The sequence below is a fragment of the Flavonifractor sp. DFI.6.63 genome (assembly GCF_024462255.1).
Taxonomy (GTDB): domain Bacteria; phylum Bacillota; class Clostridia; order Oscillospirales; family Oscillospiraceae; genus Lawsonibacter_A; species Lawsonibacter_A hominis.
Window position 1 is genome coordinate 1 of the sequence record NZ_JANGBE010000011.1, and the last position, 15,715, is coordinate 15,715.

The following is a 15,715-nucleotide window of genomic DNA, read 5'->3' on the forward strand; positions in this document are numbered from 1 at the left end:
GTTCCATGAAACTGAAGGAGGCTGCCAGGAAGGTAGAGGATGGCATTGAGGAGACTCTTACCTACTGCGATTTTCCCAGCGAACACTGGACTCGCATCCGCACCAACAATGTCATTGAGAGGCTGAACCGGGAGATCCGCCGCCGCACCCGTGTGGTGGGTAGTTTCCCGCACGGTAACTCTGCTCTGATGCTGGTCTGTGCCCGGTTGCGCCATGTGGCCGGCACCCAGTGGGGCAACAAAAAGTACATGAATATGAAGCACCTGGAGGCTGCCGTTGAGGACGCCTCCATTGCTGGCTGACTTCATTCATTCCAGAGCCTGCAAACCAATTTGCGCAAAATCCTTGACACTACCCGTGGATCATGCTCCAGTCCTGGCGTCTGCCAGTCTACTTTTTCGTAATGTTTATCATCGCCAGATACAGCATTTTCAGGAGGCCGTCGTCTGTCGGAAAAACAGACTTGGCTTTGGTCACTTTGCGAAGCTGCCGGTTAAAGCCCTCAATGGCATTGGCGGTATAAATCAGTCTCCGAACTTCCTGCGGAGACTTGAAATAGATGCCCAGATCGGGCCAGTTATCCGACCAGAATATTGAAATTTCAGGGTGTTTCTTGTCCCACCGCTGGGCAAACGCCCCCAGAGCTTTCGGCGCAGAGGTCCCCTCCTCAGCGGCATACAGGGCTTTCAGGTCTGCCATCAGGGCCTTCAGATCCTTGCGGGAAACGTATCTGGCAGGGTTTCGGATACAGGCCTGGATCTCCGTTTGGGGGAAAACCGCCTCGATGGCAGCAGAAAATCCAGTCAGAGTGTCCGTGCAGGCAATGAAGATATCTTCCAGACCGCGGTTACGCAGACCATTCAGCGCCGGTGCCCAGAACTTGGCGCTTTCATTTTCCCAAACCCACATTCCCAGAACATCTTTCCGCCCGTCAAGATTAGTGACACCTAAAAAAACGAGTACAAAATCTAATAAAGAAAGAATTCAATGCAGTTTACACAAATGCTATAATTAATGTGCTTGAAGAATAGGCGGAATGTCCAAAAGGGTGAGACGGTAATAGTAAAGGAAGGGGTAAAAATGAAAAAGGCATCACGGCTTACAAGACTCATAAGCACTTTCCTATGCGCGGTAATGCTCTTTACATTGCTTCCGATATCAAATGCAATGGCTACCACCAATGGAAACTTGCAAATCGAAGATGTCTACACCGACAAAGCGGCTTATGCCCCCGGAGGCGAGGCAATTATCACAGTTCAACTGAGCAATCCGACCAGCACAAACGCAACTGAAGTTGTTACGCTCAAGACGTATCATCTCGAAAATTGCCTCGCGACAGATTCCCTTCCTGTTTCAGTGAATGCAAACGAAACAACGAATATTACCTATACCTGGAATTGCCCAACAAATGATTACACTGGCTATATTGTTGAGGTTTCCCTCAATAATGGAGAGTTTGATAGCGTGGCAATTGATGTTTCCTCGGATTTTTCTCGTTTTCCCCGGTATGGTTATTCTGTAGATTTTGATGCTGGCGAAACTTTGCAGGAAAGCACGGCTCTTATTGAGGAATTAGTTCGAGACTACCACATTAATGTTGTTCAGTATTATGATTGGATGTGGCGGCACGAAAAGGTTGTCCCATCTGGCGCAGCAGATTCCTGGATCGATATGTTTGGAAATACGATTTCCAAGGATAGCATAACTCAAAGGATTAATGCTGGGCATTTACTAAATCAAAGTGCTATGGCGTATCAAATGGCGTATATGGCACGTGAGGATTATGAAGATTATGCAGTAAAGAAAGAGTGGGGCCTATATAAGAACAAGGACTATAATACCTCATATGACGAAACTGACAACAGCACAATAAACGATATCGATCAGCTGATTTTCCCGTTGGAGGGTGATCCGGCACCGGTTCTGCATGTTTTCAATCCTGAGAATAAGGCGTGGCAGGAGTTTATGCTGAACCAATACGAAGATGCCATAGATCTTCTGGGGTTTGATGGAATCCATATTGACCAAATGGGAAGTTATTGGGGAAATATTGATTACTATGACTATAATGGGAACTATGTCGACCTAGGCAAGACCTTCCCGGGATACGTTGACGCGATCAAAGCCGGGTTGGAAAATAAATATTCAGCAGGTGCCTACGTGACTATGAATATGGTCAATGGTGGAACGCCGGCGAATGACTCGTTTTCCTCCGAATATATTACCAAATATGCTGACACAGATTTTTCATTCAGTGAGATTTGGGAAAACTCCAATACCTATAATGACCTTAAGTCATTCATCGAGTGGTCCAGAGACAACTCTGATGGAAAAGCAATGGTGTTAGCAGCATATATGAACCAATATGACACACTCGGAACCACCATTCAAGCGGAAGATGCTGTTGGCGATGGGGTGTATGTTGCTACCAACCCGGAGGGTGTTACCTATGTGTCTGGGTTCGACCAGATTGGGGATAGTCTGACCTTTTCTGTTTCTGTACCCGAGGCAGGGTATTATTCTCTGGTAATGACCTATTCGAATGGCACTGAAACCAGAAGCACGAAGTCAATCATTGTAGACGATGCACCGTGTATGACGGTGAGCTTTGATCCGACGCGTACTGGTGTGATGCCCGCAGAACCCAGTTGGGGTGTATTCTCTGGAGAAAATGCATTTACTGCCCCTAAAATGCTTTATCTATCCGCAGGTAATCACTCAATTGAAATCCGACAGGATGCGACTTCGACCGGTGGAGATATTCAGCTGGATAAGCTGACGGTCTCCATGTTTAACGATGCATCTGTCCGGCTTACCGATGCCGCCGTTGCAGCGAGTGGAGCCTACCATATTGAAATGGGTACAGGCTTAAGCGCGGCGAACGGAAGCGATAATTACAGCGATGCTGTTATGTTGGGACATCCCTATTACCCCAAGGCATTCAAGACCATGTCCTCCAATCTGCGGGAAGCAATGAAGTCTCATTATGATTTTATCACTGGTTATGAGAACCTTTTGTATGATCCTGATGTCACTCCGGGCGATGGAGGATTACAAAACCTAAGCATTGCTGGTGAATCAATATCTGGAAGCGGCGAGCCTGGGAAGATTTGGTTTATTCCCAAGGATAAGGGTGAGGACTATTCCATAGTACATCTGATTAACCTTACTTCGGAACAAGATACCAACTGGAGAAATGCTACAACTGCACCGACGGCTAAGAACAATCTTTCCGTCAAGTACTATTATACAAATGATCGGACTGTCGCCGGCGTCTATGTTGCATCTCCGGACTATAACGCGTGCCTGAGCGAAAATCTGAGTTATACGCTTGGCTCCGATTCAACGGGTCACTACATAATGTTCACTGTGCCTAAATTGGAGTACTGGGACATGGTTTTCATTAAGTGGGCCGCTCAGGGTTCCACTACTACCATAGAAGCTGAGAACATGATTCTTTCTGGAGTTGGAACAAATACGGATCATGCGGGTTTCTCTGGGACGGGGTTCGTTGATGGGTACGGCGACTTGTACGACAGCGTTACTTTCGATATTGTTACTCCGTCGGACGGTTACTATAGTTTAATATTTAGTTATGCGAATGCGACGGATTCTGAGTGTAGCAGAGAACTCTTCATAGATGGTGAGAGCCGGGGGAAGACTACTTTCCCAAATGGTAGTAGTTGGGATGAATGGCGAACTGTTGAGAAAGGGATATATTTGACCGCTGGGGTGCATAGAGCGGTTGTACTGGTTACAGAGAAGTATAGTGGATTCATTAATTTGGATAAGGTAACTGTGACCGAACTGTTTGAAAGTAGCCGTTCTTTGTATCTGAACAACTGGAACGATACAAGCTATATTTGGAAAGCTGCGGATATCAACCCGGCGCAGGCTCCCCTTTCCGATGGCCCCGGTATTTATGAGATGCGTTATTATGACGGGACCCCGAATGGGGACTATAATGAAAATCAGATCCGCAACTATTCTATGTTCCTAAGGAACAATACCGAGAACAAATCATATACAACTGGTTCAAAATTTGATGCCACAGGGTATTTCGACGCAGAAGGAGTGTTGAACACAACATACACCTCTTATGATGGCGGACTTCTTCCTGTTGAGGTTAAGCGATCTTATTCGGTTGTTCCAAATGAAAATTTTATGATAGTAACTTACGATGTTACGAATTTGACGAGCGAACTTCAGAACTTCTCTATCCTTGATATGCTCCATGTAGAAAACCACTCGACTTCCAATATCACATCCAGCTATCAGTCAAGTACTGACACCATCGTAACCGACATGACAGCTGCGGGACAATATGTTATAGCGCACGGCTGCTTCGGCGTAGCAGATGGATTCCAGGTTGCGAACGACGCGGATTCCAATGCCGCGAGCGCAACCTGTTCTCCGTGGGTTACATTTGATCAAAATGGAACCTTGAAAAATAATACGAGTGTAAATGCAACAGATATTTCAACGGCATATATGAAGTCCGTTTCCTTGGGCGCGCATGAGACACAAACGTTTAGCTTCTATACGGCAATTTGCGGCTCTGCCACTGAAATGCAAACGACCTTGACAAAAATCAGAACAAAGACTGCTGCTGAGTGGACTCAGCTGACAAGAAACGCCTATGATGCGTGGCTTCGTACAGGGAAGCAGACCAGTTTGCCTGACAGCAGACTGAATGACGCTTATAATTCTATTCTGGTCTTGATAAAGCAGTCTACGGTTCCTGGCTCATACGAGGATAGCGCTGGGAATACGGTTCACAAGTTTGCGGCCATGCCTGCAACAACAAACCCTTCTGCATATTCGTATAAAGTGTGGGCGCGTGATTCTGCCGTTACAGCGATGTCGTATGATGCATCTGGGCATTTGGATGAAGCCGAGGCATACTGGCTCTGGCTGGCTGATAGACAAATCAAGTCGGATCAGGGCGACTGGAAGCAACCTGGCGCTTTCTGGACCTGCTACTGGTTGTGGGACAATAGCCCTGTCTCTTTTGTTGAACCTGAGTATGACTCCGTTGGCATGTTCTTGATTGGAGTTTATCGCCACTACGAGGCATTGCCTGCGGCCGCTCGGCAGGCGTTTCTGAACAAAATCTGGCCTGCATACAAAATGTCCTCAGACTTGGTCTGCAACGGGATTCAGTCAAACGGATTTGGGGCTGGAGATTGTAGTATTTGGGAAGAGCAGTTTGAGTATAACGCTTTTACTCAAGCGTTGTATGCCGCAGGCTTAGATGCGGCACAAAAACTGGCAAAAGATTTGGGCCTCCAGGATCTTGCTGACTCCTATAATGGTGCTGCGGGGACAATTCGGAGCGCTATCCAGAGAAGTTCGACTGATGGAGTTGCCGGCTTGTATAATACAACAGATGGGGACAGTAATTGGTGGTATTACAACCGTGCTGTCAATCTTGACGGGACACCGAGAACGACGGTTGATTCCTCCTCGGATGTGCTGTTCACATATGGTGTGTTGGACATGGCGTCGAAGCGAGCATATAACCATTATCGAAAAATAACCGCAACCATCAGCAGAGACGGGACAGGAATCGCGAGATATCAGGGAGATACGTTCTATACAGGAAAGAACAGTTGGGATCCGGGTGGAGCAGAGACGTTGGATGATGAACCCTCTTGGCCGCAAATGACAATGTGGATCGCGATGATGGAGCTGAACAGCGGGTACCATGCATTGCAGGAGAGAGGGTATGATCGGCTTCAATGGTATGTTGACAGGACGGCTCTGGGCTATATGCCGGCGGGTGAATGTGTATCTAATATTACGTTTAAACCCGTGCTTAGCACGATGTGTGAACCGATCACTGGTGCGGCGTACATTATGACGGCCCTTGCCTATGATGAGCAGTTCGATATGCGAATCGTTCCGCAGCAATATAATGCGGGGGCATACCAAGGAATAACGGTAAACGGTGGTTGTACGAATACCTCGGACCCATATGATACGGTTTCTGACTGGGGGCAGTGGACATATGTTCCGTATTACCTGGATGAGATAGGGGATACCGGGAAAGCAACACGTGACATCCACAAAGTTTATCTGTGCAATGATGATAGCAACCTGTACATTAGAATTGATACGGCGGGCAAATCTCTGCCTGTCTATCAAGCTCCGAACGATTTGTTCAGCGTGGCTGTATATTCAGAGGATTTTAAGCATCAAACGATGGCGACAAACAACACGAGCCTGCAACAATCCCTGCTTGGCCGTGATTGTGCCTTTGCATTCATGAGATCCAGCGATTCGGATGTATTTCATAAGTTTACAGCCGCTGGCGGGAATTGGTCACAGAGCGGGGCGATCACAAACGTGATTGCTCCTCAGTGGGAAACCAACTCGGGTCGGATTGAGATGGTTATTCCGCTTTCGGAGCTTTCAAGTACCGGAGTAGCTGGAGCGGACGACTGGGCAAACCTGGTCATTGCAATTGGAGATAATTCTGGTTCTGGCTGGCAGGATTCCGACCTTGTTCATATCCACTATCGCATTACTTCTTCTATGCAGACCTGGCTTTTCGGGAATTCCGAAGTGTAAGCACCCTGGCGGGAGCAGAAAAACCATATATGGAGGTCACATCTGCTCCCGCCCTCTTTTCCCTTATGCCGGTATGGTATGCTGTCGCTTAGATAGACCAATTCAAACATGAAAAAGGAGAGGTAAAAATGAAAAAGAAGATTTCTCTGTTCCTCGCTGCCGCAATGATGCTGACGCTTTTTGCCGGCTGCACTCCCTCCGCAGAAACAACTCCGACACCGACTCCAGGGGCCAATCCGACCCAGCCCGCTGCGCAAAAGGATGTTGATTTAGTCTTTTTCACCGGGAAGGTCGAGACAGTTGACCTGCTTGATGAAATCATTGCCGCCTATAATGCACAAAGCAACGGAATTACTGTGGAACAAGAATATCAAAATGATGCGAGCAACATCATCAAAATCAAGTTTGCCTCTGGTGAAGCCCCTGCTGTCATGACGACCTACGAACAGGAGTATGTCAATCAGGGAAAGTATCTGGACCTGTCTGACTGGAATGAGATTTGGGATCGCTTAATTCCTTCCATGCGGGAAAACTGCACGGATGTGAACAGCGGCAAACAGTATCGAATCTGCACCAACATGACTATGGCCGGATTCTGGTATAACAAGGAAATTTTTGATGAGTTGGGGCTGAAACCCGCTAATACATGGGAAGAATTTGTCGCCAACCTGGAAGCGCTCAAGGCGGCAAAGCCTGATGTGGATCCGTGGTTTATCTTCGGAAATGAGGCATGGCATCTGGGCCATCTGATTGAATTCATCCCTCATGGCTATATTAAGGCCAAGTACGGTGCTACCGAAGCGAAGGTTGCGATGCTGAACAACGACAAGAGTATCCTGAATTTCGGCGATCCGAACGGCGCTATGGCAACCTTTGCCGCAGGGCTCTTGGAACTTCAAGATAAGGGATTGCTGAACGCCGATGTCTTGACTGCTACAAGCGATAACTGTGTGGACGCTTTTGTGTCCGGGAAGGCTGCTATGTTCAGCAATGGTATGTGGTGCCTGTCCGGTATTCTTGAAAAGGATCCTTCTATGGCTGATAAAATCGGCTTTATGCCGTATCCCTCTATGATGGCTGACGGTACGCCGATGGTTTTGGTGGCCGAGGATTCCGGCTATAGCATTAGCGCTGAAACTCCCTATTCGGCAGAGGCAAAAGACTTTTTGGAGTACTTATTCCAAGCGGAAAACCAGAAGAAGTATGCGGAAAGTCTCGGTTCTCCTTCTGCTTTCACTGATGTAGACGCTGACTGGGCTCCCGCCGCTGTCGTCGAAGGCGTCAATAGTGCAATTGAATCTGCGGCGAATATTGGATATACCAATGAAAAACCTGCTGGATTCTCTGGTGATGACGCTGGACGAATGGTTCAGGATCTGTTGGCCGGAAAGTACACGGCAGAGGAATTTGCGATTGCCTATGAAAAGGCTTGGGATGCCGGTTTTACGTCCTAAAATAATGTCTACTGAATCAACCGCCAAGCGGTTTATTCGTGCGGCCACGGCTGCATCATTTCATCAAACGGGCTATGAATAGCCCGTTTGATGAAGTTGAGACATTGTTGCAATGCATATTTCCGCTGGAGCGCCGTATTGCTCCAGCGGAAGGTGCAAGGTTTTCCGGCTCATTTGCCAAAAAAACTTGCACCCGAACAAGGCCAATTGGCCTTGAGAGCCTTGGGATTCAAGGCTTTTGGCTTTGTTCCGTACGCATTAAAATAATCTGCCTTAATTTGCCTCGCGACAACACTTTTTAGTATTTTATAACGGTGGGCTCGGGGTCAAGAGATGATTTTAAGACTCCGAGTCCGCCGTTTGCTTTTGAAGGAGACCAACTATGAAGAAAAAGCGAATCAATTGGGCTCAGTTTCTTTCATTGCCAGCGTTAATTCTTTTCGGTGTGTTTTTTGTCTACCCCTTACTAAAAGGGATAGGCATGAGCATGACAAATTGGGACGGAATGGGAGAGGCAAAATTTGTAGGGCTAAAAAACTTTGTTGACTTTTTCTCAGATGAACGAGCCATGCATGACATCAAAACGACATTGATCTTTGCAATTGGAAGTGCTGTCCTTCTAAATCTTGTTGGTTTGGGATATGCCTTTCTGATGAATAGTAAGTTTCGCGGCAAAAGTATTGCACGAGTTATTATTTATCTCCCTGCAATTATCAGCCCATTGATCATGGGATATATTTGGTACTTTCTTCTTCAACCTGGGCGCGGCTTTTTGTATCATGCGTTTTCACAGTTGGGACTTCCTGATCCGATTGGAAATTGGATGAGCTCATATCCATCCGCTCTGGCCGTTTTAGTGCTTGTGAATGTATGGCAATTTGCAGGTATGACCATGATCATTTATTTGGCTGGCCTTCAATCCATTTCCAGCGATGTGTTAGAGGCCGCTCTCATTGACGGGGCGTCGCCTTGGCAGCGGTTTGCGCATGTGACGCTCCCCCTACTTATGCCTGCGATCCGAATCAATGTAGTAACCAATATCATTGGCTCTCTCTCCGTATTTGATGTCATAATGTCCTTAACAGAAGGGGGCCCGGGATACTCTACAGAAAGTCTAAGCATTTATATCATGCGGATGTGTTATGGCAGCCGGACGGGATATTCTACGGCTGTTGCCATGATTCTGTTTCTAATTATCCTAATTCCGGTATTGATTTCAATGCGGTTGACCCGAGCAAAAGATTGAGGGGGAATCGATGTGAAAGGTATCTCCAAATTTATAAAGTACTTGCTCATTATTGCAATTTGCATTATGTGTTTAATTCCGTTTTATGTTTTGCTGGTGCTTGCTTTGAATTCCCCTGAACGGGTCTTTTATGAGGGCAACATTTTTGTGCCTGATTTCTGTTGGCAGAATTTTATAGATGCATGGAGTAAATCTAAAATCGGGATGGCAATGCTCAATTCAGCTATCATTACTGCTGGCACGCTAGGGTTGACTATCATGACGGGAGGGTTAGCCGGATATGCAATAGCACGCCACAATACGCGCTACAACAAGTTTGTATTTGGACTGTTACTGTCGTGTATGATGATTCCTGGAATAATTAACACGGTTCCGCTCTATACACTCATGCGAAAAATAAATGCAGTCAATACGCTTTGGGGAATGATTCTTGTTTGTTCTACATTAGCTTTGCCATCGGCGGTTTTTATTTACGCAACGTTTATACGTGCGCTTCCCAAAGAATTGGATGAGGCAGCCGCGCTGGATGGCTGTACAGGTTTCTCAACCTTTTGGCGTGTGATTTTTCCTGCGATCAAGCCTGCAACCGCATCTTTCATTATACTCAATGGTTTTGGGATATGGAATAACTATGCTCAAGCGGTTTTCTTCCTTCAATCACGTTCAAAACAAAACATACCACAAGCTCTTTCGGTGTTCTTTCAACAATTTGGAGGAGCGAAGTGGCACCTCATGGCATCTACAGCCGTTATTGCTGTGATACCAGTAATCATTATTTTCTTGGTTTTTCAGAAGCAGTTTATTCAAGGACTGACAGACGGAGCGCTTAAGGGATGAATAAAAAGTTTGATCTTTACCCGACCAGGGGCAGCTTTGAGCCAGGCATGCCAATTGCCTTTCGCATCCAAAACCTCGGAAGCGCAACTAATGTAGTGTTACACGTTTCTTCCATTGACGGCTTGACCTTCGAGTGCTCTGCTGCCATTGAAGAAGGCATGCCCATTGTTACAATTTCTGAACACCGCTTTGGCCCGGGTGGGTATGGTGTGAAGGCGCAGTTTTGCATCAACGGTGTGACGTTAGCCACCTGTTTTACAGCATTTGATGTTGCCCCTGCCGGTAAGGTAATTCGGTATGGCTTCCTTTGTGACTTTACTCCAGAGAATGGGCAAGATACAGATATTGAGGCCATGGCCCGTATGCATATCAATGCGGTTCAATTTTATGACTGGTCGTATCGCCATGATGATTTCGTTTCGCCTACACCGGACTATACCGATATGATGGGCAAGCACAATAATTTGACTATCATCCGTAAGAAAATACAGCAATGCCGGTCGCATGGTATGCTGACCCTTGCGTATGGTGCGGTTTATGCCGCTTCCGAAGCCTATCAAAAGCGACATCCCGATCAGAGCTTGTACAACGGCGCAGGAGAGCCGATTTGCTTTATCAATACATTTTACATTATGAACTTAGAGCGGGAAGCAGGTTGGCATAACCATATTTTGGAGCAATATCAACATGCGATAAACGATGTCGGATTTGATGGAATCCATATGGACACATATGGCGCGCCTAAATTTGCCTTTGATAGCCAAGGCCGTGCTATATATCTTTGTGACGAATTCCCGAAGCTGATTGAAAGCGCACATCTAATCTCCACAGAGTCACGGAAGACGCCTTTTCTAATGTTCAACAATGTGGGGGGGTGGCCTGCATCACGTACAATGCTCACCAGTCAGCAAGCTGTCTATATCGAAGTATGGCCTCCTTGCACCCGCTACCGGCATCTGGGGGCCTTGATCTCAGAAGCTCGAAACAGCCGAAAACCAGTTGTTTTAGCCGCATACCCAGCACCTTTTCGTACGGACGCCCCGGAACGAGCCTTGGAATGCCAATTGTTTCTCTCGTTTGTAATTGGAATGTATGGCGCAACCCAGCTCTTTTTTGGCGAGGAAAATGCAGTAATAACGCAAGGATACTATGTTGACTATACTAAGCTAAATGATGAGCAGTTGGAATGGATACGCGTCTACCAGGATTTTTTTGTACAGTATGAAACACTCTTAATGGATGACACAATGGAAGATGTCAGCATGACGCACCAAGGCTGGGATAATCACGAATATGCTTTTTCTCCAGAAGGAAGTGCTGACGGCGAAGACGGAAAGATATGGTTTCACCTCCGCCAGAATCGCAAAAGAAAAGCAATTTACATCGTTAATTTACTTAACAACAATTCCCTTTGGAATGAGGGGAAAATTAAGCCCTGCAAAATGGAAACTGTGACCATGCAGGTTCAAGTTATGAGCAAACCAAACGATGTTTGGTTTGCCTCTCCAGATCAAGTGCACGGACAGCGCAGACATCTGCCCTATCAACTTTTAAAGACGGAACAGGGTTTAGCGGTATGTGCAGAAGTTCAAGTGCTTCGATGCGGCGTTATTGTCGTTGAAGGAGGATAAATCAGGTGAATCAATGGTGGAAAGAACGCGTTTTCTATCAAATCTATCCCCGCAGCTTTCAGGACTCCAACGGGGACGGTATCGGCGATCTGAGAGGAATTATCCGGCGGCTGGATTATCTGAAGTGGCTGGGCATCGGTGCGGTGTGGCTCTGCCCGATTTACGACTCGCCCAACGCCGATATGGGCTATGATATCCGGGACTATGAGAAGATTATGGAAGAATTCGGCACCATGGAGGACTTTGACGCGCTGCTGGAGGGCCTTCACCGGCGGGATATCAAGCTGATTATGGACCTGGTGGTAAACCACTCCTCCGACGAGCATAAATGGTTCATTGAGTCCCGGAAGGACAAGACGAATCCCTATCGGGATTACTACATCTGGCGGGATGGGAAAGACGGAAGGGAGCCAAACAACTGGGCGTCCTTTTTCGCCCCCTCCGCCTGGAGCTATGACGAGCAGACCGACCAGTGGTATCTCCACCTCTTTTCCGAAAAGCAGCCCGATTTGAACTGGGAAAACGAAAATATGCGGCGGGATGTCTTCCATATGATGAACCGCTGGTTTGATAAGGGCGTGGACGGGTTCCGCATGGATGTGATCAGTATCATCGCCAAGCATCCGGCCCTGCCCGACGGCCCGGGTGACGGATATGTGTTCACCCCGGAGTATTTCGCCTTCCAGCCCAAGCTCCACGAATACCTGCGGGAGATGCGCCAAGCGTGCTTGGATGGGCGGGAGTGCATGTGCGTGGGGGAGACCAGCTTTGTGAATACTCGCAACGCCAACTCTGTGGTGGGCGATGCCCGGGAACTGGACCTTCTCTTCCAGTTCGACATTATGGATATGGACGGCGCGGGCAGCAAGTGGGACGCTATCCCCTTCGACCTGATGAAATTTAAAGAGATCATCTCCGCGTGGCAGCAGGCCATTGACTGGAATACCCTGTTCTGGGGCAATCACGACCAGCCCCGGATCGTGTCCCGCTTTGGCTCCACGGAGAGCGAAGAGCTGCGAGTCCACAGCGCCAAGATGCTGGCCGTGGCCATGTATCTGCTGCGGGGCACGCCGTTTTTGTACCAGGGCGAGGAGATCGGCATGACAAACATGCCCTTTGAACGGGTAGAACAGCTCCGGGACATTGAGAGCCTGAGCCTGCTGAAGGAAGCGGAGAAGGCCGGCCGTACAGCCTGGGCTTGGAACGGCATCCGGAAGAAGGGCCGGGACAACGCCCGCACCCCCATGCAGTGGGACGGCACGGCCAACGCCGGTTTCACCGCCGGAGTGCCGTGGATCGAGGTAAATCCCAACTATCCCGGCATCAACGTGGAAGGCGCCATGGAGGATGAAGGGTCGATCCTTCACCTCTACCGAAAATTGATCGCTCTGCGAAACGCCAGCGAGATTCTGAAATGGGGGGATTTCCAGCTCCTTTTGCCGGAGCATCCGCAGCTTTTCGCATATCAACGAACCTATGAAGGCAAAACCATCTCTATCTGGTGTAATTTCAGTACAGAGGATGTAGCTTTATCCAAAGAAGGGCTTGGAGAAATTCTCCTTTCAGAAGGGGCCTCCCAAAATGTCCTCTCTCCATATGGCTTTATTGTTGCGACAGATCTATAACATATAGGTTTTTCCCCTTTTTATAAAAAATGAGGCAGATAGGCGCTGCTCCATTTCTATACTTAGGGCAACACCGCACAATTCCCCACGCACGTCTTGGCGGCCAATTTGCCCCACAAATGCGTTGCAAAACTTTGCAATACACAAAGTATTCCTGCGGTTTTGCGCCTTTTTGCGGCACAAATTTTCGCGCCAATCCGCACGCGTTGAATTACGCGGCAATGCCTTAAATATACGATACAAATGCAACAAAAAAGTGACTCAAGCCAGGGAAACTCCCACAATGGTGTTTGCGGACAACCAGAAAGGAGCCTGGACGTGAGCCACTACAGGCATCTTAGCATAGAAGAACGAGAAAAGCGATCCCTGATAAAGGGGGAGGGGCGGAGCCTTCGGAGGATCGCCCAGGAAATTGGCCGGGCTTCAGCAACGCTCAGCCGGGAGCGGTCAAGAAACAAGCCGAGAAGCAACCGTACAGTCCGTCAAAAGCGCAGCGTTGCTACGGGAAGAGGCGCCTTCTCTGCGGGCAAAAGCATATTCTGTGCGCGCCCGAGAAGCGGGAGCACATCCGCAGGCTGTTTCCGGAGGCACACTGGCCTCCTGATGAGATATCGAATCGGCTCAAGCAGGAGAAGACTCCGCTGCAGCGCAGCTATGCGTCCATCTGCCGCGCCGTCCACGCCGGACTGTTTGAGGAAAACAAACGAGCAGCCAGCCGGAGCAGAAAGAGGAAGCTGCCTTTTGTCCGTGGTAGACCGCAAGTCCCGGTTTACGCCGGCCGCAAAGCTGCCTGACAGGTCGGCCCGGTCCGCCCGTGACACGATGATCCTTCTGCTCATCCTTCTGCCGCCGGATCGGATAAAAAGCATCACGCCGGACCGCGGGTCTGGATTCGCGCTGTACCGGGAGCTCTCCGCGGCAGCCGGAACGGTTCCATTTTATTTTGCGGACCCGCACGCCCCCTGGCAGTGCGGCGCGAACGAGAACCCCAACGGTCGAATCAAGAGAATGACCGCCCAAGGGATCCGATATGGGCCCGGCTTCAGACGAGCAGATCGACAGCATTATTGCCTTACTGAACCTCCGTGCGCAAAAATGCCTTGCCTGACGCTCCCCCTTTGCAGTCTTTTGGGGCCTGCTGCTGCACTTGACTTGACAATTCACCTTTGGCGTTTTGCGAGGCGCCGTTACAGAAGCCTGCACTCCATGTCATGCCACACGGCGCCACCATGTACGGACCGGGAAATTCCGTGTTCCATAAAGCCGAAGCGCTGGTAATAGTGGATCAGGTGGTCCTTGCAGGTGAGCACCACACGCTCCAATCCGCGTTGGCGGGCGGTCTCCAGACAGGAGTTCAGGAGGGCGGCCGCCAAGCCCTTGCACCGAAAGTCGGGGGACACGGCCAAACTGAGAATAGCCAGAGTCTTCCCATCGGGATCAGAATTTCCAGGCTCGAAAATGTCATCCTCAATAAATGTTTTCCGTGTGGTCAACCCATTCAAAAAGCCCACAGGCACGCCATCCAGCATGCCCACCAGAAACCACTCTGCAAGATCGGATATGCGGTATGCAAGCGTAGCGCAGGAGGCCGCCTCTGCTGGCGGAAAGCTGTCCGTTTCGATCTTCATCAGGGGATCCAAGTCTCCGGGTTCGGCGTGACGGATAGAAAGCTCGTTCATATAGCAGCGTGCTCCTTTCCATATGTATGTTACAACACGTTACAGAATCAGCTGGAAAAAACGCAGGATCAGCTTGAGACCGTAGAAAATGATGATACAGCCGCACACGATGTTGATGACGCGCAGGATCTTATCGTTGAACCGGGCGGAGAAGCAGGAAATGAGGATAGTGACGCCGAAGAACCACAGAAAGGAAGCGGTGGAGGAGCCCAGGATCAGCTGGGAGCTGACCGCGCCGGGATTGCCCGCCCGGAAGCCGCCGAAGAGCATGGTGCCGTCGATCAGGGCCTGCGGGTTAAACCAGGTGACCACGCAGGCCTTGGCGGCCACCCGCGGCAGCGGGACGTTCACCTCTACCGTCTGATCCATGGTGGGCTTGTCACGCAGCAGGCCGACGCCGATCCACACCACGGTGGCTCCGCCCGCCAGCAGGATGATAAGCTGCAGCCAGGTAAAGCGCTCCATCAGCGCGCCGATGCCGAAAAAGCAGGCCAGCGCCAGAGTCACATCAAAAAACACCACGATCAGGGCGGTGAGCAAGGCCCGCCGTCGGGGCTGGGTCAGGGCGGAGTTGATGACAAACAGATTCTGCATCCCAATGGGGGCCACGTAGGCCAGTCCGATGGCCAGGCCCTGGAGATAAGGCGGCATGACGATTCCTCCTGAAAAA

10 protein-coding genes and 1 pseudogene are annotated in these 15,715 nt (G+C 49.2%); 8 read left to right on the top strand and 3 right to left on the bottom strand.

Annotated features, from left to right (window positions below; translation table 11 throughout):
- Nucleotides 1-302, top strand: a 302-nt coding sequence (locus NE547_RS07650; RefSeq protein WP_256175219.1) for a transposase, incomplete at its 5' end; no start/stop codon positions are given.
- Nucleotides 303-393: 91 nt separating this feature from the next.
- On the opposite strand, the pseudogene NE547_RS07655 reads toward NE547_RS07650, so the two are convergent.
- A pseudogene (locus NE547_RS07655) lies at nucleotides 394-963 on the bottom strand (transposase); the annotation flags it as partial.
- A 117-nt stretch (nucleotides 964-1,080) separates the two neighbouring features.
- Between NE547_RS07655 and NE547_RS07660 the strand changes: the two are divergent.
- The 7 genes from NE547_RS07660 to NE547_RS18565 all read left to right on the top strand — a co-directional run bounded on the left by NE547_RS07660 (nucleotide 1,081) and on the right by NE547_RS18565 (nucleotide 14,644).
- Nucleotides 1,081-6,573, top strand: coding sequence for a glycoside hydrolase family 66 protein (locus NE547_RS07660; RefSeq protein ID WP_256175220.1), 5,493 nt, complete (start codon nucleotides 1,081-1,083; stop codon nucleotides 6,571-6,573).
- A 128-nt stretch (nucleotides 6,574-6,701) separates the two neighbouring features.
- Nucleotides 6,702-8,027, top strand: a complete 1,326-nt coding sequence (locus NE547_RS07665) for an ABC transporter substrate-binding protein (protein ID WP_256175221.1) — start codon at nucleotides 6,702-6,704, stop codon at nucleotides 8,025-8,027.
- Between the two features lie 382 nt (nucleotides 8,028-8,409).
- Nucleotides 8,410-9,273, top strand: a complete 864-nt coding sequence (locus NE547_RS07670) for a carbohydrate ABC transporter permease (RefSeq protein WP_186906366.1) — start codon at nucleotides 8,410-8,412, stop codon at nucleotides 9,271-9,273.
- Between the two features lie 12 nt (nucleotides 9,274-9,285).
- Nucleotides 9,286-10,110, top strand: a complete 825-nt coding sequence (locus NE547_RS07675) for an ABC transporter permease subunit (protein WP_256175222.1) — start codon at nucleotides 9,286-9,288, stop codon at nucleotides 10,108-10,110.
- Nucleotides 10,107-11,741: a glycoside hydrolase family 66 protein gene (locus NE547_RS07680; RefSeq protein WP_186906367.1), complete on the top strand. Its 1,635-nt coding sequence runs from the start codon at nucleotides 10,107-10,109 to the stop codon at nucleotides 11,739-11,741. Before NE547_RS07675 ends, NE547_RS07680 begins: the two co-directional genes overlap by 4 nt.
- A gap of 5 nt (nucleotides 11,742-11,746) precedes the next feature.
- Entirely contained in the window at nucleotides 11,747-13,366 is a 1,620-nt protein-coding gene (locus NE547_RS07685) for an alpha-glucosidase (RefSeq protein WP_256175223.1), read from the top strand.
- 243 nt (nucleotides 13,367-13,609) lie between these two features.
- Nucleotides 13,610-14,644, top strand: coding sequence for an IS30 family transposase (locus NE547_RS18565; protein WP_370866830.1), 1,035 nt, complete (start codon nucleotides 13,610-13,612; stop codon nucleotides 14,642-14,644).
- On the opposite strand, the gene NE547_RS07690 is transcribed toward NE547_RS18565, so the two are convergent.
- Nucleotides 14,554-15,045 carry a GNAT family N-acetyltransferase gene (locus tag NE547_RS07690; RefSeq protein ID WP_256175224.1) on the bottom strand — a complete coding sequence of 164 codons (492 nt, stop codon included), beginning with the start codon at nucleotides 15,043-15,045 and terminating at the stop codon, nucleotides 14,554-14,556. The genes NE547_RS18565 and NE547_RS07690 overlap by 91 nt on opposite strands.
- A gap of 39 nt (nucleotides 15,046-15,084) precedes the next feature.
- Entirely contained in the window at nucleotides 15,085-15,696 is a 612-nt protein-coding gene (locus NE547_RS07695; protein WP_256175225.1) for a LysE/ArgO family amino acid transporter, read from the bottom strand.
- Between the last annotated feature and the right edge of the window lie 19 nt (nucleotides 15,697-15,715).

Coding starts and splice junctions, on each gene's coding strand:
- NE547_RS07690 (WP_256175224.1), bottom strand. CDS start 15,045: ATGAACGAGCTTTCTATCCGTCACGCCGAACCCGGAGACTTGGATCCC.
- NE547_RS07665 (WP_256175221.1), top strand. CDS start 6,702: ATGAAAAAGAAGATTTCTCTGTTCCTCGCTGCCGCAATGATGCTGACG.
- NE547_RS07670 (WP_186906366.1), top strand. CDS start 8,410: ATGAAGAAAAAGCGAATCAATTGGGCTCAGTTTCTTTCATTGCCAGCG.
- NE547_RS07680 (WP_186906367.1), top strand. CDS start 10,107: ATGAATAAAAAGTTTGATCTTTACCCGACCAGGGGCAGCTTTGAGCCA.
- NE547_RS18565 (WP_370866830.1), top strand. CDS start 13,610: ATGCAACAAAAAAGTGACTCAAGCCAGGGAAACTCCCACAATGGTGTT.
- NE547_RS07695 (WP_256175225.1), bottom strand. CDS start 15,696: ATGCCGCCTTATCTCCAGGGCCTGGCCATCGGACTGGCCTACGTGGCC.
- NE547_RS07660 (WP_256175220.1), top strand. CDS start 1,081: ATGAAAAAGGCATCACGGCTTACAAGACTCATAAGCACTTTCCTATGC.